This is a genomic window from Streptomyces sp. 6-11-2, from assembly GCF_006540305.1.
In the GTDB taxonomy this organism is placed as follows: Bacteria; Actinomycetota; Actinomycetes; order Streptomycetales; family Streptomycetaceae; genus Streptomyces.
In genome coordinates, this window is sequence record NZ_BJOR01000001.1 from 5,861,940 (window position 1) to 5,881,723 (window position 19,784).

The following is a 19,784-nucleotide window of genomic DNA, read 5'->3' on the forward strand; positions in this document are numbered from 1 at the left end:
GACGATGGCCGACCGGGTCACGGTGATCGGCTGGGACGGTTCGCCGCTGACCGAGGCGGCGCGCGGCGCCCTGGGCGCCGCCACCCTTGTGGCGGGCGCGGCCCACCACCTGGCGCTGCCCGAGGTACCGCGCACCGCCGAACGCATCCGCCTCGGCAGTGTCGCCCTCGCCGCCCGCCGCATCGCCGCCCACCGCGGTACCGCGGTGGTGTTCGCCGACGGCGACCCGGGCTTCTTCGGGGTCGTACGGAGCCTGCGCGCACCGGAGTTCGGCCTGGAGGTCGAGGTCGTACCCGCCGTCTCGTCCGTGGCCGCCGCCTTCGCCCGCGCCGGAATGCCCTGGGACGACGCCCAAGTGGTCGTCGCACACAAGCGGACCCTGCGACGCGCGGTGAACGTGTGCCGCGCATACGCCAAGGTTGCCGTGCTCACCGCTCCCGGCGCCGGACCCGCCGAACTCGGCCTGCTCCTGGACGGAGTGCACCGCACGTTCGTCATCTGCGAGGAACTCGGCACCGAACGCGAGCAGGTCAGCGTCGTCACCTCCGACAAGGCCGCCGACCACACCTGGCGCGACCCCAACGTCGTCATCGTCATCGGTGGCCGGGGCGGCGGCGAGGGCGGCGGCTGGATCGCCGGGAACGACCCCGCCCACGGGCCGCGCGGCTGGACCCAGCCCGCCGAGGCCTACGGCGGCGGGCTCGGCGAGGGGGAGGCCGATCTGCTCCGGGCCGCCCAACTCGCCCGCCTCGGACCGCGAATCGGCGACCTGGTGTGGGACATCGGCTGCGGCAGCGGCGCCTTCGCCACCGAGGCCGCGCGCGGCGGCGCCGCCGTCATCGCCGTCGACCGGGACGCGCGGGCCTGCGCCCGCACCGAGTCGGCCGCGCACCGCTTCGGCGTCCGCACGCAGGTGGTGCACGGCACCGCCCCGCACATTCTGGAGAACCTGCCCGAACCGGACGTCGTCCGCGTCGGCGGCGGGGGAGTGGCCGTGGTCTCCGCGGTCGCCGACCGGCGTCCGCAGCGGATCGTCGCCCATGCCGCGACCCGGGACGCGGCCGAACTCGTCGGCCGCGACCTCACCGAGCACGGATACCAAGTCGAGTGCGCCCTGCTCCAGTCCGTGGCACTCGACACGCGCGCCTGGACGGAGACCGAGCGCAGCGTCGTGTTCCTGCTCAGTGCCGTGCTGCCCGAGCGTGCCCCGTGATCGGGTTGTCGTACCGCGCGCGGTAGGCTGGCCGATCGTTGCACCGCACCGGGTGGTCCGGAAGTTCGTTCGTCAATGTCCGGAAAACCCACCCGATTCAGGGCGGGTGTGGTACGGCAGACCCGGAGAACGCGCAACGTGGCGCAGTCCACAGCGGGCCGTCGCGGATCACGCTGTCGCGGTGGCCGGACGACCGCGAGAATGCCACTCAATGGCTTTGTCGCCTTTTCCGGACGGGTTGTTCGTGCCGCACGGCGCGCACGCTCGTTCTTCACTGGGGGCGGTCGGTGCGCCGTTCCGGGTGAGCTGGTCGTAGGAGCACTAAACCGATGGGCGAGGGGTACGCATGACCGACACCGGCCAGGTCCCGGGCGAGGGACTGCCGGAGAGCGCAGGCATGGTGGAGCAGCCGGGCGTCCCCGCGAACGGTGCGTACGCCTACCTCTCCGAGTCTCCCGCCGAGGACGAAGACCTGCTCCTGCCGGGCTCCCACGGAGCGTGGGGCAACGAGGTGGCCCCGCCCGCCCCGGAGCCGGTCCTCGAGGCTGTCCACCAGCCGGGCCCGCACGAGACGGCCGGACGCGACACCGGCTCCGTCGACCTCGCCGGTGTGCGGCACCACGACCCGGCGGCCACGCCGCCGGCCGGGATCGCCGCGGCGGTGTCTCCGCGCCGGCCGCTGCACCTCGGTCCGCCGATCCCCGACGCCTCCGCGAGCCCGGTCCGCTCCCTGGCCGACCGCGGCCCCGCGGACGCGCCGGTCCGCTCCCTGGCCGACCGCGGCCCCGCGGACGCGCCGGTCCGCCGGCCCGGACCGCCCACGACCGGCCCCGAGTACCTCGACGTCCCGCAGCTGCGCGAGACGGCCCCGCAGGGCGCCGCGCCCTGGGGCGCCCAGCCCACCGTGGCGGCCCCTCCGGTGCTCGCCGGGGCGGGAACCGCGGAGACGGCCGTTGCGGTCCCGGAGCCGGTCGGCGTGGCCCAAGCCGCCGTCGCCGCCGACGCGCCCCTGCCCGGCGCCGTCCCGTACGGCCCTGACACGAGCCACCCGCCGACGGACGGCCGGGGCCGGGTGCTCGGCCAGGTCCCGACCGGTGGCCGGACGCCGGAGGCGGGGCCGCGGTCGGAGGGCGCCGGTGTTGCCGTGCCCGGGGCCGGGATTGAACCCGGTGGTGCGGCTGAGGGTGTGTCATTCCAGCCCGGGGACGCTGTGACCGGGGTTGTCCCGGGCGCGGGTCAGGTGCCCGGGGCCGGGCCGCAGCCGGAGGGCGCCGGTGTCGCTCCCGGTGCGCCCGTGCCGGGGTCCGGAGTTGAGCCCGGTGGTGAGGCCGCGGCGGTGTCCCCGTCGGAGGGCGCTGCCGCCGGGGTTGCCCCGGACACGGGTCCGGTTCCGGACGGTGGCCGGGTGCCGGAAGCCGGGACCCGGCCGGACGGTGCCGTCGCCGCGGACGCGGGCCAGGTGCCCGATGGTGGGCGGATGCCCGAGGCCGGCCCGCAGTTGGAGGGTGCCGGCGTCGTTCCCGGTGCCCCTGTGCCCGCGGCGGGGGGCGCGCCCGGCGGTGCCGCCGAGCCCGCGCACGCCCCGGACGCCGCGCAGGTGACGGATGGTGTGGACGTGCCCCGGACCGCCGTTGCTCCCGAAGGCGCGGCCGAGGCCGCGCAGGCGGGTGTCCCCGCCGACGCCGTGGCCGCCGCCGCGACGACGCGGGCAACGGGAACCGGCCCCAGGGGAGTGCGAGCCGTGCAGGTCGAGCCCGTGCCCGTCGCCGTCGGCACCCCTGAGACGGGCCAGAGCCCGGCAGGGGCCGCCCAGCAGACCGCCCAGGCCGAGGCCGCGCAGGTTCCGGCAGCCGCTCACACCCCGGAGACCGGCGACTCCGCCGACGCCACCGTCGCGGCAGATGAACCGACCGCGGCCACGCGGCCGCAGGCCCAGGCCGCCGACGCCCCCGAGACCACGCTCGCCCCGGCGGCTCCCGCCGACGCCTCCGCGACGCCCGTCCCCGTCGTGGAGCAGCCGACTTCGCCGGAGGCGCTCACCGTCGTGGAGCCCGGCCCGCAGGACGTGGCCGATGCCGCCGCCGTACCCGCCGCGGCTCATATCGCGGACCCCGCCGTCCAGGATCCGGACGCATCCCGGCCCGCCGACGCCGCTGTCCCCGAGACCTCCGAAACGGCCGGGCCCCAGCCCGCCCAGCCGCCCGCGGACCGGACCACCGGCGAGCACGCCCACGGCGCACCCCTGCGCCCCGGCGTTCCCCTGCAGCCGCAGCCCGGCCAGACCCTCGGAGAGTTCGTGCCCGTCGAGGGCTCGGTGCCCACCACCCCGCACCTGGCCCCGACCCCGCCGCACCCCATCGTCGTCCCGGCGGACCAACTCGCCCCGGAGGAGCCCGCCGTCACGGTCCCCGCACCCCGCGACGGCGACGCCGCCGCGTCGAGCGAGGAGCCCGCGCCCGAGGCCGTCCAGCACGCGGACGACCTGGGCACCCACGGCGCCGACCCGGAGGAGGCCCGGGAGGAGAACGCGGCCGCGGAGGCGGAGACACCGCGGCCCACCGGCCCGGCCGCGCCCGGCTACGACGACGCCGAGCGCGAAGCCGTGCTCAAGGTGATGCGCGAGCGCCGCGACATCCGCAACGGCTTCCGCGGCGACCCCATCCCGCACGAGGTGCTGCTGCGCGTCCTGGAGGCCGCTCACACGGCACCGTCCGTGGGCCACTCGCAGCCCTGGGACTTCGTCGTCATCCGCTCCGCCGAAACCAGGCAGGCGATGCACGAACTGGCCATGCGTCAGCGCGAGGCGTACGCCAAGTCGCTGCCCAAGGGCCGGGCGAAGCAGTTCAAGGAACTGAAGATCGAGGCCATCCTCGACACCCCGGTGAACATCGTCGTCACGGCCGACCCGACCCGCGGCGGCCGGCACACCCTGGGCCGCCACACCCAGCCGCAGATGGCGCCGTACTCCTCCGCGCTCGCGGTCGAGAACCTCTGGCTCGCGGCCCGCGCGGAAGGCCTCGGCGTCGGCTGGGTGAGCTTCTTTGACGAGCGCGAGATGGTGCGCGCCCTCGGCCTGCCCGAGCACCTGGAGATCGTCGCCTACCTGTGCGTGGGCTACGTCGACGAGTTCCCGGACGAGCCCGAGCTGATGCAGGCCGGTTGGTCCAAGCGCCGCCCGCTGTCCTGGGTGGTGCACGAGGAGACGTACGGCCGTCGCGCCCTGCCCGGCGAGGACCCGCACGACCTGCTCGCCGAGACCGTTGCGCAGATCCGCCCGCTGGACGCCAAGGCGCTCGGCGAGGCCTGGGAGCGGCAGAAGCGGATGACCAAGCCGGCCGGCGCGCTCGGCATGCTGGAGATCATCTCCGCGCAGCTGTGCGGCCTGTCCCGCCAGTGCCCGCCGCCGATCCCCGAGCCCGCGGCCGTCGCGGTCTTCGCCGGCGACCACGGGGTGCACGCCCAGGGCGTCACCCCCTGGCCGCAGGAGGTCACCGCCCAGATGGTGGCCAACTTCCTCGGTGGGGGAGCGGTCTGCAACGCCTTCGCCGGACAGGTGGGCGCCGAGGTCTGCGTCGTCGACGTGGGCGTCGCCGCCGACCTCCCGGCCACGCCGGGCCTGCTGCCCCGCAAGGTCCGCGCGGGCACCTCCGACATGACCGCCGGTCCCGCGATGAGCCGCGAGGAGGCCAAGCAGGCCATCGAGGTCGGCATCGAGACCGCCCGCGACCTGGTGGCGGCCGGGAACAAGGCGCTGCTCACCGGTGAGATGGGCATCGCGAACACCACCGCGTCCGCCGCCCTGATCTCCGTCTTCACGGGCGCCGATCCCGCCGAGGTCACCGGCCGGGGCACGGGCATCAACGACGAGACCCTCGCCCGCAAGACCGACGTGGTCCGCCGCGCCCTGGAACTGCACCAGCCGGACCCGGCCGACCCCATCGGCGTGCTCGCCGCGATCGGCGGCTTCGAGCACGCGGCCATCGTCGGCCTGCTGCTGGGCGGCGCCTCCCTGCGCACACCGGTCATCCTGGACGGCGTCAGCGCCGGCGCCGCCGCGCTGGTCGCCCGCGCCATCGCCCCCGAGGTGCTGGCGGCCTGCATCGCCGGCCACCGCAGCGCCGAACCGGGCCACGTCGCCGCCCTCAACAAGCTCGGCCTGCGCCCTCTGGTCGACCTCGACCTGCGCCTCGGCGAGGGCACGGGCGCGCTGCTCGCCCTGCCGCTGGTGCAGAGCACGGCCCGGGCGATGCACGAGGTGGCCACGTTCGACTCCGCGGGAGTGACGGAGAAGTAGCCGCGCGGAATCCACGATTCCCCGGCCGCCGGCCGCGTGTGGGGACGGACCGGACCCATGGTCCGTCCACAACGTGCCCTGGTGGTGCCCACGGCCCGGACCCGGCCACGCCGCCCAGCCACCGGACGCCCGGGCCGCCGCATCCCCCGACCGCGTAAAATCCGCACGTCAGGGCTATCGCACCGCCGCCGCAAGAGGAGCTCGCCTCATGGCCGAACACCCCGCCTACCCCGTAGGCCTCCGCCTGACCGGCCGCCGTGTGGTCGTCCTCGGCGGCGGGCAGGTCGCCCAGCGCCGCCTCCCGGCGCTCGTCGCGGCGGGCGCGGACGTCGTCCTCGTGTCGCCCGAGGCCACCCCCTCCGTGGAGGCGATGGCGGACACGGGCGAGATCACCTGGAAGCGGCGGCCCTACGAGGACGGCGACCTCGCCGACGCCTGGTACGCGCTGATCGCCACCAGCGACCACGACGCCAACACGCGCGCCTCGGCCGAGGCGGAGCGTCTGCGCGTGTGGTGCGTCCGCTCCGACGACGCCGACGCCGCGACCGCCTGGACCCCGGCCACCGGCCACAGCGAGGGCGTCACGGTCGCCGTGCTCACCACCAGCGCGCGCGGCCGCGACCCCCGGCACACCGCGGCCATCCGCGACGCGGTCGTGGAGGGCCTGCGCGACGGCACGCTGGTCGCCCCGCACCACCGCACCCGCACCCCCGGCGTCGCCCTGGTCGGCGGCGGCCCCGGCGACCCGGACCTGATCACGGTCCGCGGGCGCCGGCTGCTCGCCGAGGCCGACGTCGTCATAGCCGACCGGCTCGGCCCGCGCGACCTGCTCGCCGAACTCCCGCCGCATGTCGAGGTGATCGACGCGGCGAAGATCCCCTACGGCCGCTTCATGGCCCAGGAGGCGATCAACCACGCCCTCATCGAGCACGCCAAGCAGGGCAAGTCGGTGGTCCGGCTCAAGGGCGGCGACCCGTACGTCTTCGGCCGGGGCATGGAGGAGCTCCAGGCACTCGCCGAGGCCGGCGTTCCGTGCACGGTCGTCCCCGGCATCTCCAGCTCGATCTCGGTCCCGGGCGCGGCCGGCATCCCGGTCACCCACCGGGGGGTCGCCCACGAGTTCACCGTGGTCAGCGGGCATGTGGCGCCCGACGACGAGCGTTCCCTGGTCGACTGGCCGTCCCTGGCCAGGCTCACCGGCACGCTCGTCGTCCTGATGGGCGTCGACAAGATCGGCAGGATCGCCGAGACGCTCATGGCCCACGGCAAGTCCCCCGACACCCCGGTCGCCCTGGTCCAGGAGGGCACGACGGCCGCTCAGCGCCGGGTGGACGCGACCCTTGCGACGGTCGCCGAGACCGTACGCGCGCAGGACGTGAGGCCGCCGGCCGTCATCGTCATCGGCGAGGTCGTCGCGGTGGGCCCGCGCACCGAGGAGTGACCCCCGCCCACCCCAGCCGCCCCCACCGTCACCAGGACAAGGCAGTATCACCCGTGGCCGATCTCATCACCGTCGAGGACCCCGACGACCCGCGCCTGCGCGACTACACGGACCTGACCGACGTGGAGCTGCGCCGCAGGCGCGAACCCGCCGAGGGCCTGTTCATCGCCGAGGGCGAGAAGGTCATCCGCCGGGCCAGGGACGCCGGGTACGAGATGCGCTCGATGCTGCTGTCCGCGAAGTGGGTCGACGCGATGCGCGACGTCATCGACGAACTCACCGCACCCGTCCACGTGGTGAGCCCCGAACTCGCCGAACGGGTCACCGGCTACCACGTGCACCGCGGCGCCCTCGCCTCCATGCAGCGCAAGCCGCTGCCCACCGCGGCCGAGGTGCTGCGGACGGCCCGCCGGGTCGCGGTCATGGAGTCCGTCAACGACCACACCAACATCGGCGCCATCTTCCGCTCCGCCGCCGCCCTCGGCATGGACGCGGTCCTGCTCTCCCCGGACTGCGCCGACCCGCTCTACCGCCGCAGCGTGAAGGTCTCCATGGGCGCGGTCTTCTCCGTGCCGTACGCCCGTCTCGACACCTGGCCGAGGGGCCTGGACGCGGTCCACGAGGCCGGTTTCACGCTGCTCGCCCTCACCCCCGACGAGAAGGCCAAAACCCTGGACGAGGCCGCCCCGCACCGGATGGACCGGGTCGCGCTGATGCTCGGCGCCGAGGGCGCCGGACTGTCCCCCCGGGCCCTGGCCGCCGCCGACGAGTGGGTCCGCATCCCCATGTCGCACGGCGTCGACTCCCTCAACGTGGGCGCCGCAGCCGCGGTCGCCTTCTACGCGGTGACGACGGGCCGCCCTCAGCCATAGGCTTCGCCCAACGAGCCGACGCCCGGTTCAACGCACGTGGCGGCTCCCGCCGGCTTGCTCGACGAGTCGGTGTCCGACGTGACGCCCTGTGGGACCGCCGGGCGCCCGGGACGATCCGTGGCGGCTCCCGTCGGCCTCACGTCCGCCGTGGTCGCCCCCGTTTTTCACGCGGTGACGGGTCGTCCTCGGCGTAGGCCTTGCCGGACGGGTCGGCGTCCGGCCCGACGAGCCGTGATATCGCTGGGCGCCTGGGATGATCTTTGGCGGCTCCCGTCGGCCTCTGCGTCCGCCGTGGTCGTGGTGGCTTTTCACGCGGTGACGGGTCGTCCTCAGCCGTAGGCCCCGCCCGACGAGATGTGGCCTCCGCCCGACGAGCCGTTGCACCCGCCGCCCAAGGAGCCAGACGAGCGTTGCACCCGCCCGACACCTGACACCCGACGCCCGAGATCCTCCCCGGCGACTCCCGCCGTCCCCTACGGCTGCCGTGGCGACGGTGCCTCCGTCGTCTGCGCGTGCCGCTGCTCCCGGACGCCGTGGCCGTCGCCGCCCAGCCCCCGCGCGGGCCCCTGGCAGCCCTGCGCCGCCGCGATGCCGAGCGCGACCAGCAGCGTCACCACCACGAACACGATCAGACGCTGCCGCAGCAGCCTCGGATTGGCGGGCCGCAGGCCGCTCGACGTGCCGCGCGGCCCCGTCTGCCCGGCGCCGTCGCGCCGCACCGGACGGCTGCCGCTGCCCGAGCGCGAACCGCCCCGGGACGCCGGTGCCGGGCGCGAACCGCCCGTACGGGAGGGACCGCCGCCCCGGGACGAGCCGCCCGTGCGGGACGACGTGCCGCCCCGCGACGGAGGCACCGCGCCCTGTGGGGCGGGGGTGCCCGGCGGACGACGCCGGCCCCGCGCCTGCTCGGGCTGACCGGTTCGCCGGCGTCCCGGGTAGCTGTCGACCAGGGGGCCCGTCGACCGGTCAGCCTCCGCTCCACGCGGCGCGGGGGGCCGCGCCTCGTCCAGGTCCTGAGCCTCGCGCGCGGCGATCTCCTTCAGCCGCAGCGACAACTGCAGCGTGGTGGGGCGCTCCTCGGGGTCCTTCGCCAGACACGCCCGGACCAGCGGAGCGAGCGCGTCCGGCACGCCGTGCAGCTGCGGCTCCTCGTGCACCACGCGGTACAGCATCACCTCGGAACTGCCGTGCCCGAACGGCGAGTCGCCCGTCGACGCGTAGGCCAGGGTCGCCCCCAGCGAGAACACGTCGGTGGCCGGGGTGACCGCGGCGCCGCGCACCTGCTCCGGGGCGAGGAAGCCCGGAGAGCCGACCGCCGTGCCGACGTGTGTGAGCGTGGAGGCTCCGGTCGCCCACGCGATGCCGAAGTCGATGATCCGCGGCCCCTTGGGGGACAGCAGGATGTTGGAGGGCTTGAGATCACGGTGCACCACCCCGGCCTCGTGCACGGCTACCAGACCCTCGGACAGCGCGGCCCCGATCGCCGCCGTCTCCGCCGCGCGCAGGGCACCCTCTTCGGCCACCTTGTCGTGCAGGGAGGGCCCGGGCACGTACTGCGTGGCGAACCACGGCCGGTCCGCCTCCAGGTCCGCGGCCACCAGCCGCGCCGTGCACCCGCCCCGGATCCGCCGCGCCGCCGAGACCTCGCGCGCGAACCGCGAGCGGAACTCCTGGTCCTCCGCCAGATCCGGCCGGATGACCTTCAGCGCCACGCGCTGGCCCTTGCGGTCGGAGCCCAGGTAGACCACGCCCATCCCGCCCGCGCCGAGCCGTCGGTGAAGCCTGAACGAGCCGACGACGCGCGGGTCCTCGCGCCTCAGGCGCATCATCGCCATGTTCATCCCCGCTGCCCGGTCCCTGTGACGAGCCACAGCTTACGTATCCGGGACCGCCGGCGCGCAGAGGCCGCGCCCTCTCGACCCCATCGATTGTCCGCGCGAGACAGCGGATTTGACGGGCGGTCAACACGCTTGGGGCGAGCCCGTCTTGTGGTCCTTCCAGATCCCAACCGCCCGCAGGGGGAAGGAGGTTGGACCTGTGCCGGGCGGCCGTGGGGGCCGGGGGCGGACGGGCCCCGCCGCCGGGGGGAGCGGGCCCCGCGCCGGGGTGCGGCCGAGGTGAGCGAAGTCACGCACAGCGGGGGCGGCTCATCCGGTGACCGGTGAGGGCGGCGGTGCCGCGGGCGACCCCTCCGGGAAGACCCCGAGGCCCGGAGACATGTCTCCACCCAGGGGAGTAGTCCCCGGCGCACGGCTCATCCTCCGGGAGGCCCTCCAATCGGTACGAGGGCATGACGCCCCGGATGCGCCGCGCACCTAGATTTGAGGTCAAGCGGCGGGTGCGGCACTCGTCCCCCGAGGTCAAGCACCCGCCGCTGCCAACGACAACCGAGACGGTCAGGAGAGGGACCATGGCCCTGACGGCACCGCGGACGCTGCTCCGCGCACAGGAGCGCCTCACGCGCCCCCACCGTACGGGCCGCCGCCACCCCCTGGTGGCGACGCTGATGGCCCTTCCCCTGGCGGCCCTGCTCCTGCTCGTCTTCGACGGCTGGAACACAGTGGCCACACAGGCGTCGTCCGTGGGTGTGATGCTGGGGCGCTGAGCGGCGACCCCAGGCCCGGAAGAGCGGTCCGGGCGGGGACATCCATCCATGAAACCCCGTGGGGACGGGGGTGCGGCGGACGGCAGAATGCCGGCGCAGCTGGGGAGCTGCGCCGGCATTGCCCTGTGCCCCCGCGGCCCGGCCCGGTCACGTGGAACCCCGGCCCCGATCACGTGGAACGACGAAGCCCCCGGCCGTACGCGACGGCCGGGGGCTTCGTGGTGTGTGGACGATACTGGGATTGAACCAGTGACCTCTTCCGTGTCAGGGAAGCGCTCTCCCGCTGAGCTAATCGTCCTCAAGATCATGATCACGGGTAGGGATCACGATCCGTGTGCGCGATACTGGGATTGAACCAGTGACCTCTTCCGTGTCAGGGAAGCGCTCTCCCGCTGAGCTAATCGCGCGGGTAAGGATCTTCGGCAGATCCAGTGGACGATACTGGGATTGAACCAGTGACCTCTTCCGTGTCAGGGAAGCGCTCTCCCGCTGAGCTAATCGTCCTTGGAGGTGGAGACGGGATTTGAACCCGTGTAGACGGCTTTGCAGGCCGTTGCCTCGCCTCTCGGCCACTCCACCAGGAGTACAGGGGATCCGGGAGATCCCCTCTTCCTACGAGCGGACGACGAGGCTCGAACTCGCGACCTCAACCTTGGCAAGGTTGCGCTCTACCAACTGAGCTACGTCCGCCTGTCGTTTCGGTCCGCTTGCGCGGCCCGGCGACGTGTTGAACTCTAGCGGATTCCCGGGCCAGTACAAAAACGCGTTTGCGCAGCGTGCTGCGCTGCGCCCGCTCGGCGACGCGGCCGGGGGCCCGGAACGACACGCCCGGACCGCCCGGGACGGCGCCCGCCATAGACTCGACGGCGTGCTCGACCTGCCTCCTCTTGCCCGTTTCGGCGACCGTGTCGCCACCGGCCTGACCGATGTCACCAGCGATCCCGCGGCCCTGGACTCCAGCGGTTTCTGGGCCGTCGCCGCGGACTACGAGGGCCGGCTGACCTGCGCCCGCTTCCGTGACGTGCGGGAGGAACCCGTCCCCGCTCCCGTCCCGGGCCGGTGGCGCGGCCCGGCGGCCGGTGACTGGACCTCTTCCCTCGGCCACGCCGCGTACACGGCCGGCGTGCGCCGCGTCCGCGAGCACATCGCGACCGGCGAGGTCTACCAGGTGAACCTCTGCCGCGTGCTCGGCGCGCCGGTCGCCCCCGACGCCGACGTGGACGCCCTGACCGCCGTACTGGCCCGCGGCAACCCGGCACCGTATGCGGGAACGATTCGCCTGCCGGGGCACGGGGTGGAGATCGCCACCGCGTCCCCCGAGCTCTTCCTGCGCCGCGACGGCCGGACCGTCGAGTCCGGCCCGATCAAGGGCACCGCCCGCACCGAGGCGGAACTCCTGGCCAAGGACTACGCCGAGAACGTGATGATCGTGGACCTGGTCCGCAACGACATCGGGCGCGTCTGCGCCACCGGCAGCGTCACCGTCCCCGACCTGTGCGTCGTCGAGAAACACCCCGGACTGGTCCACCTCGTCTCCACGGTCCGCGGCGAGCTGTGCGAGGGCGCGGGCTGGCCCGAGCTGCTCGACGCCGCCTTCCCGGCCGGCTCGATCACCGGAGCCCCCAAGTCGAGCGCCGTCAGGATCATCGACGCGCTGGAGACCGCGCCCCGCGGCCCCTACTGCGGCGGCATCGGCTGGGTCGACGCCGACCGCGGTACGGGCGAGCTGGCCGTCGGCATACGCACCTTCTGGATCGACCGCGCCGCCGGCACGTCCGTCCTGCGTTTCGGCGCCGGTGCCGGGATCACCTGGGACTCGGACCCCGAGGGCGAGTGGCGGGAGACCGAGCTGAAGGCGGCCCGGCTGCTCGCGGTAGCGTCAGGCACGTACGAGGAAAGTGGAGAGGGACTGCAACGGTGAAGATCTGGCTCGACGGCGCGCTGCGGGACATCGAGTCCGCCCGTGTCTCCGCGTTCGACCACGGGCTGACCGTGGGCGACGGCATCTTCGAGACGGTGAAGGCGCTCGACGGCAAGCCGTTCGCGCTCACCCGTCATCTGGACCGGCTCACCCGGTCCGCCCGCGGCCTGGGCCTGCCCGACCCCGACCACGACGAGCTGCGCCGCGCCTGCGCCGCCGTGCTCGAGGCCAACCCGATGCCGCTGGGCCGGCTGCGCATCACCTACACCGGCGGTCAGGGTCCCCTCGGCTCCGACCGGGGGGACCACGGCCCGACGCTGCTGGTCGCCCTCGGCGAGACCACCCGCCGCCCCGACTCCACCGCCGCCGTCACGGTGCCCTGGACCCGCAACGAGCGCGGCGCCCTCACCGGCCTGAAGACCACCTCGTACGCCGAGAACGTCGTCGCGCTCGCCCGCGCCCACCAACACGGCGCCACCGAGGCCCTGTTCGGCAACACCGTCGGACGGCTCTGCGAGGGCACCGGCTCCAACGTCTTCGTCGTCCTCGACGGGGAGATCCACACCCCGCCGCTCGCCTCCGGCTGCCTCGCCGGGATCACCCGCGCCCTCACGATCGAGTGGACGGGCGCGAAGGAGACCGACCTGGCGCTGGACGTCCTGAGCCGGGCCGAGGAGGTCTTCCTCACCTCCACCCTGCGCGACATCCAGGCCGTGCACCGTGTCGACGACCGCGAACTGCCGGACGCCCCGGGCCCGGTGACCGCCAAGGCCATGCGGATCTTCGACGAACGCTCGGCACACCGACTGGACCCCTAGGGCCTCTCGTTTGGATCATGCCGGGCTCGCGGGGCCTGGCATCGTTCCCCCAAGCTCTTCGAGCAGGGGGTATCCCCAGCCGCGTTGTCGTCGGTCGGCAGGGCGGAGCCCTGCCGCCCTCCTCCGCCGTGCGATGCACGGCACCGGACCCCGCTCCCTGATCCGGCCTGATCCAAACGAAAGACCCTGGACACGGCGGTCCGGATCCGCACACGCGGGCCATAATCGGCTGCCGCGTCGTGCCGCAGCGGGTAGAACATCCCTGATGACCACGACCCTGCGGCCGACCGAGCCGCTGCAGCAGAACGCCGACGGAACCCGTTCACGCCGCTACCAGGTGTGCGTGAACAGCCGTCCGGTCGGCGGGATACACCTCGCCACGCACCCCGTCTTCGGGCCCTCCGTCGCCCGGGTCCTCGACCTGCACATCGACGAACCGGACCGCCGCCGGGGCCGCGGCACGGTGGCCGCGCTCGCCGCCGAGGAGGTGGTGCGCGGCTGGGGCTGCAAGCGGATCGAGGCCGCCGTGCCCGCCGACACCGAGGCCGCGGTCCGGCTGGTCACGGCGCTCGGCTACGTCGAACGCAACCGCACCATGGAGAAGCGGCTGGACGCCACCGCGCCCGAACTGCCCGCCGGCAGCCGGGGCAGGCCCATGACCCCGGCCGAGTACGGCCCGTGGCTCGAAGACGGCAAGCGCGGCTACGCGCAGAGCTGGATCGACCGCGGTGTGCCCGCCGACGAGGCATGGGCCAAGTCGGAGGAGGACCACGCCCGGCTGCTGCCCCAGGGCCCCGACACCCCGGGCATGGTGCTCAGCGTCCTGGAGCACGAGGGCACCCCGGTCGGCACGCTGTGGGTGGCGGTCACCGAGGAGCGGGCCTTCGTCTACGACGTCGAGGCCGACGAGCGCTTCCGCGGCCGGGGCCACGGCCGCTCCCTGATGCTGCTGGCCGAGGCCCAGGCGCTGGCCGCGGGCAGAAGCGTCCTGGGCCTCAACGTCTTCGCGGGTAACACCCCGGCCGAGCGGCTGTACGAGTCCCTCGGCTACCGGCCCGTGCTGCGCGCCGTCTACAAGGAACTGCTCTGAGGAACCGCTTCGGCACTCCGTGCGAACGGGGGCGACGGACGGGCCGGTCAGTTCCCCTGCCCGGCCTCGGCCAGCAGCCGGTCCACGATCTCCTCGACGCGCTCGCGCAGCCCCTCCTGGCTCTTGCCGCCGTCCAGGCGCTCGCCCCCGACCACGTACGTCGGCGTGCCGGTCACGCCGATCGCCTTGCCCTCGGCCTGGTCGGCGTCGATGATCAGGATGTGCCGGCCGTCGATCAGCGCGGTGTCGAACTCCTCGGCGTCCAGGCCCAGTTCACGTGCCACCTCGATCAGGACGGGCTCGCCCTCGCGGGCCAGCCGCTCGACCCGGCCCAGCACCGCCTCCACGTACGGCCACCCCTGCCCCTGCTCGGCGGCCTCCTCCGCGGCCTGCGCGGCGGCGAAGGAGTGCTGGTGCTTCTCCAGCGGGAAGTGCCGCAGCCGCAGCTCCAGCCGGTCGCCGTACCGGGCACGCAGGGCACGCAGGTCATCGAGCGCGGTACGGCAGTCGGGGCACTGGAGCTCGCACCAGACGTCGAGGACCGGGACGGGGGCGTGGGCGGGGGAGGAGTCGCTCATGGGGACAGTCTCCCAGGCCCCTGGCGGGCGCCCCAACCGGGATCACACGTCGTACGCCCCACCGGGACCTGCGGAGGAGACGACCCGGAGATCCCCCTGAAGTCCGCCCGGAACATGGCCTCCCCGGCGGTGGGCGGTGCAGGATGGAAGGGACGAACCACCCCGACCGGTGAGCCTGCCTGGAGGACCGGATGATCGCCGAGACCGTATGTTCCGCCGTTTCCGCGGCCGGCCTGGGCATCGCCGCCGTCACGGCGTACCGGCGGCGCTTCCTCGCCGCGGCCCGTATCGCCGCCTACTCCCTGATCCCGGTCGGCCTGGCGATGACCGGAATCGTCGGCTGGCTGGCCGACACCGCCCTCAGCCCGACCGCCTGGGCGGGATTCGGCCTGCTCGGCGCCGCCTGGCTGCTCTTCGCGACGACCCGGGCGGTGGAGCGCCGCCGCGGCGGCACGCGCACGGAGCGCAAGGAGACGACCCGGACGGCGGAGCGGGGAGCGGTGGCTCCGGCGGCGTCGGCGCCGTCCCTGGGACCGGCCGCCCGCACCTCCGGCCGGCCCGCCGCGAAGCCGGCGGCGTCCGGGGGCGAGGACGACTTCAGCGACATCGAGGCGATCCTGAAGAAGCACGGCATATGACGGTGATCATGGGTGCGCCCGTAAGTGATCACGGTCCGCGCCGAAGCGGACCGAAGATCACGGAATCCGGCTGACTCCCGCACAATCCTGGTGTGTTGATCGCGTCAGCCGTGGCGGCTGCGTCATCATCGCCCCGAGATGGTGGACACGACACAGAGCGAGTCCGCGCCGAAGCAGGACGAGCCGCGCGGATGTCTCTTCGCCCTTTCCCAGCCGCCGCTGATGATCTTCCTTGCGGTGATCGGGTGTCTGCTGCTCATGGCTTCGTTGCACGACCTGCTGTTGCTGTGAGCCGTATCCGTGGGTCCTCGGCGTCACCCGCCGGGGACCACGACAACCATCGGCACGGCGCCGGGACGGCCCGGACAGGTCCGTCACCCGGCCCCCCCCGCTCAGCCGGCCGCCTCCTTGCGGCGCGCCCGGTAGGCGGCCACATGCAGACGGTTGCCGCACGTACGGCTGTCGCAGTACCGCCGCGAGCGGTTGCGGGACAGATCGACGAAGGCACGCCGGCAGTCGGGAGCCTCGCAGCGCCGCAGCCGCTCCCGCTCCCCGGCCACCACGAAGAACGCGAGCGCCATCCCGCAGTCGGCGGCCAGGTGGTCGGCCACGGAGGCACCGGGCGCGAAGTAGTGCACGTGCCAGTCGTACCCGTCGTGGTCCGTCAGCCGGGGCGTGGTGCCCGCGGCGGCCACCAGCTCGTTGATCATGCCCGCGGCCGTCCGGCAGTCCGGGGCCGCGAAGATCCCCGCGAACCGGCCGCGGATCCTGCGCACTGCGGAGAGATCGAACTCCGACAGCACACCCACATCGCTCATCTTGTGGTTCGCCACGAAATCCGCGAGCGCCGCGACGTCCTCCAGCCCGTCCGGTGCCCCGTCGTCCTCCGGTGCGGTGTTCACCAGATCCACCACGGTGTCCAGCGCGCACCGGGTGTCGTGGGTGATCAGCACGTTTCGCTCCCTGACCTGGGGATCGGGCACACGCCCGCCGATGCAGGCCGATGGTAGTGGCTCCACGCGCCCCCGAGCAGCTCACGGCGCCGCCGCTGCGGCCACGCGAGCACATCGGCACCAGCCCCCGCGGGAGACCGGTGCCGATGTGTTCGCGTATGCGGTTGTCCTGGCCCGAGCCGTCTCCCCGAGTGGACGGCGACGGGCAGCTTGAAGGGTTTCGACGGGCCTGCTCCTAACTCTCCGCGAGGATGTGCGACAGCTCCTGATCCAGATCGAAGTGCCGGTGTTCCGTGCCGGGGGGCACGGCCGCGTCCGTTCGCTTCAGGAAGGACTCCAGGGCCCGCGCAGGGGCCTCGAGCAGGGCTTCGCCCTCCGGAGAGCTCAGGGCGATGCACACGACGCCCTGGCCATGGCTGCGCGAAGGCCAGACACGGACGTCTCCGGTACCCGTGGGTCGGTGAAGCCCCTCGGCGAGGAGGTCGCGGGCGAACACCCACTCGACGGTCTCCTCGGCTCCGGTATGGAAGGTGGCGTGCACGGCGTAGGGGTCGGCCGTGTCGTACCGCAGGCCTGCGGGGACAGGCAGAGAGGACTCGCTCGATACAACGAGGCGCAGGTGCAGCTCGCAGCTGACCGTGGTGTTCATAAGCGCCAGGGCCTTTCGCTCAGTGTGCGCTCGGGGATTCGCACGTCGGCGAAATCGACATGCCACCTACGGTGCCGTTGTAAACCCCTCTGAGTGTTTTGCTTGGCTTTACGTAACTCTTCCGGCCGAGGGTGTGTTCGTACGGTACGCCCATTCCGGTGACCGGATTCTCGTCCGGTACGGTTGAAACGTATGAATACGGGGAGTGACGAACCGCAGAAGTCGGCCGAGGAGCCGGAAGGGGCGGAGGTCGAGGCGGAGGCGGAGGAGGCGCGGGGCCGGCGGGGGCTGGGGTCGCGGGCTCCCGCGTTCGTCCGGTCACGCCGCGTGCTGCACCTGGGCTGGCAGGTGGGGATCTTCCTCGTCGGACTCCTGGTCGTGATCGCCGGCGTCGTCATGCTCGCGCTGCCCGGACCGGGCTGGCTGGTGATCTTCGGCGGCATGGCGATCTGGGCCACCGAGTTCGTCTGGGCCCAGCTGGTGCTGCGCTGGACCAAGCGCAAGGTCACCGAGGCAGCCCAGCAGGCCCTCGACCCCGAGGTGCGCCGCCGCAACATCGCGCTTACCCTGATCGGCCTGGTGATCGTCGCCGCGCTGGTCGGGGTGTACGTCTGGAGGTTCGGTTTGGTGCCGCCCTGGGGCGTCGGCGGCCGCTGAACGCGGCGGGTGGCGTCCCGTTGCTCGCCGGGCCGTGGTCCCGGGCATCCCCTGACATGCGGTAATGTTCTCTCTGTGCCCGGGCGATTAGCTCAGTGGGAGAGCGCTTCGTTCACACCGAAGAGGTCACTGGTTCGAACCCAGTATCGCCCACCCGGAACCGGCGGCCCGTCTGCGATCACGCGGACGGGCCGTTGGTCTATGTCTGAGGCGCCAGAGAGCGCGGTGACGATCCGTTACTTCTGAGTGGAGCGCCGGCGAACGCGCCGAGAAGTCGACCCTCTCCGTCCCGTTCTTCCCGAAGAAGTATTTGAGGATCAAGGAGAAGGCCGACTTCCGGGACTATGTCCCATTCCGGGAGAAGTGCCGGACGCCGTCGGAGGAAATCCCCGGACCTTTTCCAAAACGCCGTCACCTTTCTTCATGGGTACGGAAGAAGAGATCCCGAACCGCGGGCGTCCGGGCCAGACTCGTTCCATGGACTGGACCCACTACCGCTTCCGCACCCGGTGGACCCTGCCCGCACCGCCCGACGCCGTCTACCGGGCGCTGGAGCGGGTCGAGGACTACCCGCACTGGTGGCGGCAGGTGCGCGAGGTGACCCGGACCGACCCGGCGACCGGCGTCATCCGGATCCGTTCCCTCCTGCCCCACGACCTGACCTTCACCGCGCGCGAGGTGCGCCGCGAGCCGGCCGCCGGAGTCCTGGAGGCCGCGCTCACCGGGGACGTCGACGGCTGGGCGCGCTGGACGCTCACCGCGCACGGCACCGGCACCCTCGCCCGCTACGACCAGATCGTCGACGTGAACAAACCGCTGCTCAGGCGGCTCGCCGTGCCCGGCCGGCCCCTCTTCCGCGCCAACCACCGGCTGATGATGCGAGCCGGACGACGCGGACTGGCCGCCCACCTGGAAGCGGTTTGAACGAACGCGCCGCGGGCCTGTATGGTTCAGTGCGTTCCCGGGCGATTAGCTCAGTGGGAGAGCGCTTCGTTCACACCGAAGAGGTCACTGGTTCGAACCCAGTATCGCCCACCGGGTAAGGCCGGTCCGCACAGGCGGACCGGCCTTTCACATGCCTAGTGCTGTGACCGGAAAGGTTCACCGGCTCGCGACGCCCGGCACGGCACTCCCCCAGCCTTCGGCCGGGGGTACCCCCACGCCGCGTTGTCGCATCACCCGAGTACATCCAGTACGCGGGCAATGCTCCGCCTTGCGATGCTCCCCCACTGCCTGAACGGCGTGGGAGGTGCCCCCAGCACCGGACGCCGCGAGCTTCCCGGCAAACCTTCCCGGCCACAGCACTAGGCGGCCGCCGCCGGCAGGTCCGGACGCAGCGGCCACGACGGGTCCACCGTCTCCTCCGTCCCGCTGCGGGCGAACCACGCCTGAAGACCGCGGGCCTGCGCCGCGTGCCATCCCGTCTGCAGCGTGTGCAGTTCCGCCGGGGTCAGCTGTTCCAGGCGGGCCGCGAAGTGGCGGCCGAGCGCGCGGACCACCTCCAGCGCGGCCAGGGCGTCCGCCGCCGCGTCGTGCGCGTCCTGCAAGGCCACGCCGTAGTGCGCGCACAGGTCGGTGAGGGTGCGCCTGCCCTTGCGGTAGCGGTCGAGATGCTTGTCCAGCACCCGCGGATCCAGCACCCGCAGCGGCGACGCCTCGAACCAGCGCTCCAGCGACGAGGCCCGATGGCGGCGCAACTCCCGGTCCAGCAGCGTCAGATCGAACGGCGCGTTCATCACCACCAGCGGCCGCCCCAGAGCGGCCTGCTCCGCCAGCTCCTCGGCCAACTCGTACACCACCGGCGCCGGCCAGCGCCCGTTGCGCTGGAGGTGCTCGTCGGTCAGCCCGTGCACCGCCGTCGCCGCCTCCGGAACCGGCACGCCCGGGTTCACCAGCCAGCGGTGAACCCGCGGCCGGAAGCCCGGGCCGTCCTGGACGACGACGGCGGCCGACACGATGCGGTCGGTCTCGACGTCGACGCCCGTCGTCTCCGTGTCGAACGCGGCCAGAGGCCCCTCGTACCAGCACGTCATACGCCCACAACTCCTCGGTCCA

General features: G+C 73.4%; 17 protein-coding genes and 7 tRNA genes. 14 read left to right on the forward strand and 10 right to left on the reverse strand.

Going from position 1 to position 19,784, the window contains the following annotated elements; all coding sequences use genetic code 11:
- Positions 1-4: 4 nt before the first annotated feature.
- The 4 genes from cbiE to TNCT6_RS25945 all read left to right on the forward strand — a co-directional run bounded on the left by cbiE (position 5) and on the right by TNCT6_RS25945 (position 7,820).
- Positions 5-1,213, forward strand: coding sequence for a precorrin-6y C5,15-methyltransferase (decarboxylating) subunit CbiE (cbiE, locus tag TNCT6_RS25930; protein ID WP_141362673.1), 1,209 nt, complete (start codon positions 5-7; stop codon positions 1,211-1,213).
- 346 nt (positions 1,214-1,559) lie between these two features.
- The gene (cobT, locus tag TNCT6_RS25935) at positions 1,560-5,507 is read left to right on the forward strand and encodes a nicotinate-nucleotide--dimethylbenzimidazole phosphoribosyltransferase (RefSeq protein ID WP_141362675.1); all 3,948 of its coding nucleotides are present in this window, start codon (positions 1,560-1,562) and stop codon (positions 5,505-5,507) included.
- A gap of 208 nt (positions 5,508-5,715) precedes the next feature.
- On the forward strand, positions 5,716-6,948 hold the full coding sequence (gene cobA, locus TNCT6_RS25940; RefSeq protein WP_141362677.1) for a uroporphyrinogen-III C-methyltransferase: 1,233 nt from the start codon (positions 5,716-5,718) through the stop codon (positions 6,946-6,948).
- Between the two features lie 53 nt (positions 6,949-7,001).
- Positions 7,002-7,820, forward strand: a complete 819-nt coding sequence (locus TNCT6_RS25945; protein WP_141362679.1) for an RNA methyltransferase — start codon at positions 7,002-7,004, stop codon at positions 7,818-7,820.
- Between the two features lie 473 nt (positions 7,821-8,293).
- Here the strand turns inward: TNCT6_RS25945 and TNCT6_RS25950 are convergent, their stop codons facing one another.
- Positions 8,294-9,661 (reverse strand): serine/threonine-protein kinase, encoded by a 1,368-nt coding sequence (locus TNCT6_RS25950; RefSeq protein WP_172633022.1) that lies wholly within the window; start codon positions 9,659-9,661, stop codon positions 8,294-8,296.
- A gap of 569 nt (positions 9,662-10,230) precedes the next feature.
- Here TNCT6_RS25950 and TNCT6_RS25955 point away from each other — a divergent pair.
- Positions 10,231-10,425, forward strand: coding sequence for a hypothetical protein (locus TNCT6_RS25955; RefSeq protein WP_141362683.1), 195 nt, complete (start codon positions 10,231-10,233; stop codon positions 10,423-10,425).
- Positions 10,426-10,651: 226 nt separating this feature from the next.
- On the opposite strand, the gene TNCT6_RS25960 is transcribed toward TNCT6_RS25955, so the two are convergent.
- The 5 genes from TNCT6_RS25960 to TNCT6_RS25980 all read right to left on the reverse strand — a co-directional run bounded on the left by TNCT6_RS25960 (position 10,652) and on the right by TNCT6_RS25980 (position 11,115).
- Positions 10,652-10,723, reverse strand: a tRNA-Val gene (locus TNCT6_RS25960).
- A gap of 37 nt (positions 10,724-10,760) precedes the next feature.
- Positions 10,761-10,832: transfer RNA gene (locus tag TNCT6_RS25965), tRNA-Val, on the reverse strand.
- A 25-nt stretch (positions 10,833-10,857) separates the two neighbouring features.
- Positions 10,858-10,929, reverse strand: a tRNA-Val gene (locus TNCT6_RS25970).
- Position 10,930: 1 nt separating this feature from the next.
- A tRNA-Cys gene (locus TNCT6_RS25975) sits at positions 10,931-11,004 on the reverse strand.
- A 38-nt stretch (positions 11,005-11,042) separates the two neighbouring features.
- Positions 11,043-11,115, reverse strand: a tRNA-Gly gene (locus tag TNCT6_RS25980).
- Between the two features lie 178 nt (positions 11,116-11,293).
- Between TNCT6_RS25980 and TNCT6_RS25985 the strand changes: the two genes are divergently transcribed.
- The 3 genes from TNCT6_RS25985 to TNCT6_RS25995 all read left to right on the forward strand — a co-directional run bounded on the left by TNCT6_RS25985 (position 11,294) and on the right by TNCT6_RS25995 (position 14,254).
- Complete coding sequence (locus TNCT6_RS25985) at positions 11,294-12,346, forward strand: chorismate-binding protein (RefSeq protein ID WP_141362685.1); 1,053 nt, start codon at positions 11,294-11,296, stop codon at positions 12,344-12,346.
- Complete coding sequence (locus TNCT6_RS25990; RefSeq protein ID WP_141362687.1) at positions 12,343-13,164, forward strand: aminotransferase class IV; 822 nt, start codon at positions 12,343-12,345, stop codon at positions 13,162-13,164. The genes TNCT6_RS25985 and TNCT6_RS25990 overlap by 4 nt, the downstream gene beginning before the upstream one ends.
- Before the next feature lie 265 nt (positions 13,165-13,429).
- Entirely contained in the window at positions 13,430-14,254 is an 825-nt protein-coding gene (locus TNCT6_RS25995) for a GNAT family N-acetyltransferase (RefSeq protein ID WP_141362689.1), read from the forward strand.
- A 47-nt stretch (positions 14,255-14,301) separates the two neighbouring features.
- Here the strand turns inward: TNCT6_RS25995 and TNCT6_RS26000 are convergent, their stop codons facing one another.
- Positions 14,302-14,832, reverse strand: a complete 531-nt coding sequence (locus TNCT6_RS26000) for a DsbA family protein (protein WP_172633023.1) — start codon at positions 14,830-14,832, stop codon at positions 14,302-14,304.
- A gap of 191 nt (positions 14,833-15,023) precedes the next feature.
- Between TNCT6_RS26000 and TNCT6_RS26005 the strand changes: the two genes are divergently transcribed.
- Both TNCT6_RS26005 and TNCT6_RS40020 read left to right on the forward strand, forming a co-directional pair.
- Entirely contained in the window at positions 15,024-15,470 is a 447-nt protein-coding gene (locus tag TNCT6_RS26005; RefSeq protein WP_141362693.1) for a hypothetical protein, read from the forward strand.
- Positions 15,471-15,608: 138 nt separating this feature from the next.
- On the forward strand, positions 15,609-15,761 hold the full coding sequence (locus tag TNCT6_RS40020; protein WP_172633024.1) for a hypothetical protein: 153 nt from the start codon (positions 15,609-15,611) through the stop codon (positions 15,759-15,761).
- 101 nt (positions 15,762-15,862) lie between these two features.
- On the opposite strand, the gene TNCT6_RS26010 is transcribed toward TNCT6_RS40020, so the two are convergent.
- Positions 15,863-16,423 (reverse strand): CGNR zinc finger domain-containing protein, encoded by a 561-nt coding sequence (locus TNCT6_RS26010; RefSeq protein ID WP_141362695.1) that lies wholly within the window; start codon positions 16,421-16,423, stop codon positions 15,863-15,865.
- Positions 16,424-16,658: 235 nt separating this feature from the next.
- The gene (locus tag TNCT6_RS26015) at positions 16,659-17,072 is read right to left on the reverse strand and encodes an SsgA family sporulation/cell division regulator (RefSeq protein WP_004002642.1); all 414 of its coding nucleotides are present in this window, start codon (positions 17,070-17,072) and stop codon (positions 16,659-16,661) included.
- Positions 17,073-17,264: 192 nt separating this feature from the next.
- On the opposite strand from TNCT6_RS26015, the gene TNCT6_RS26020 reads away from it, so the two are divergent.
- From TNCT6_RS26020 to TNCT6_RS26035, 4 genes are all read left to right on the forward strand, one after another.
- The gene (locus tag TNCT6_RS26020) at positions 17,265-17,729 is read left to right on the forward strand and encodes a TIGR02611 family protein (protein WP_141362697.1); all 465 of its coding nucleotides are present in this window, start codon (positions 17,265-17,267) and stop codon (positions 17,727-17,729) included.
- A gap of 81 nt (positions 17,730-17,810) precedes the next feature.
- Positions 17,811-17,882 (forward strand) — tRNA-Val (locus tag TNCT6_RS26025).
- Positions 17,883-18,206: 324 nt separating this feature from the next.
- Positions 18,207-18,653: an SRPBCC family protein gene (locus TNCT6_RS26030; RefSeq protein ID WP_141362699.1), complete on the forward strand. Its 447-nt coding sequence runs from the start codon at positions 18,207-18,209 to the stop codon at positions 18,651-18,653.
- 39 nt (positions 18,654-18,692) lie between these two features.
- Positions 18,693-18,764 (forward strand) — tRNA-Val (locus TNCT6_RS26035).
- 269 nt (positions 18,765-19,033) lie between these two features.
- On the opposite strand, the gene TNCT6_RS26040 is transcribed toward TNCT6_RS26035, so the two are convergent.
- The gene (locus TNCT6_RS26040; protein ID WP_141362701.1) at positions 19,034-19,762 is read right to left on the reverse strand and encodes a 3'-5' exonuclease; all 729 of its coding nucleotides are present in this window, start codon (positions 19,760-19,762) and stop codon (positions 19,034-19,036) included.
- Positions 19,763-19,784 lie beyond the last annotated feature (22 nt).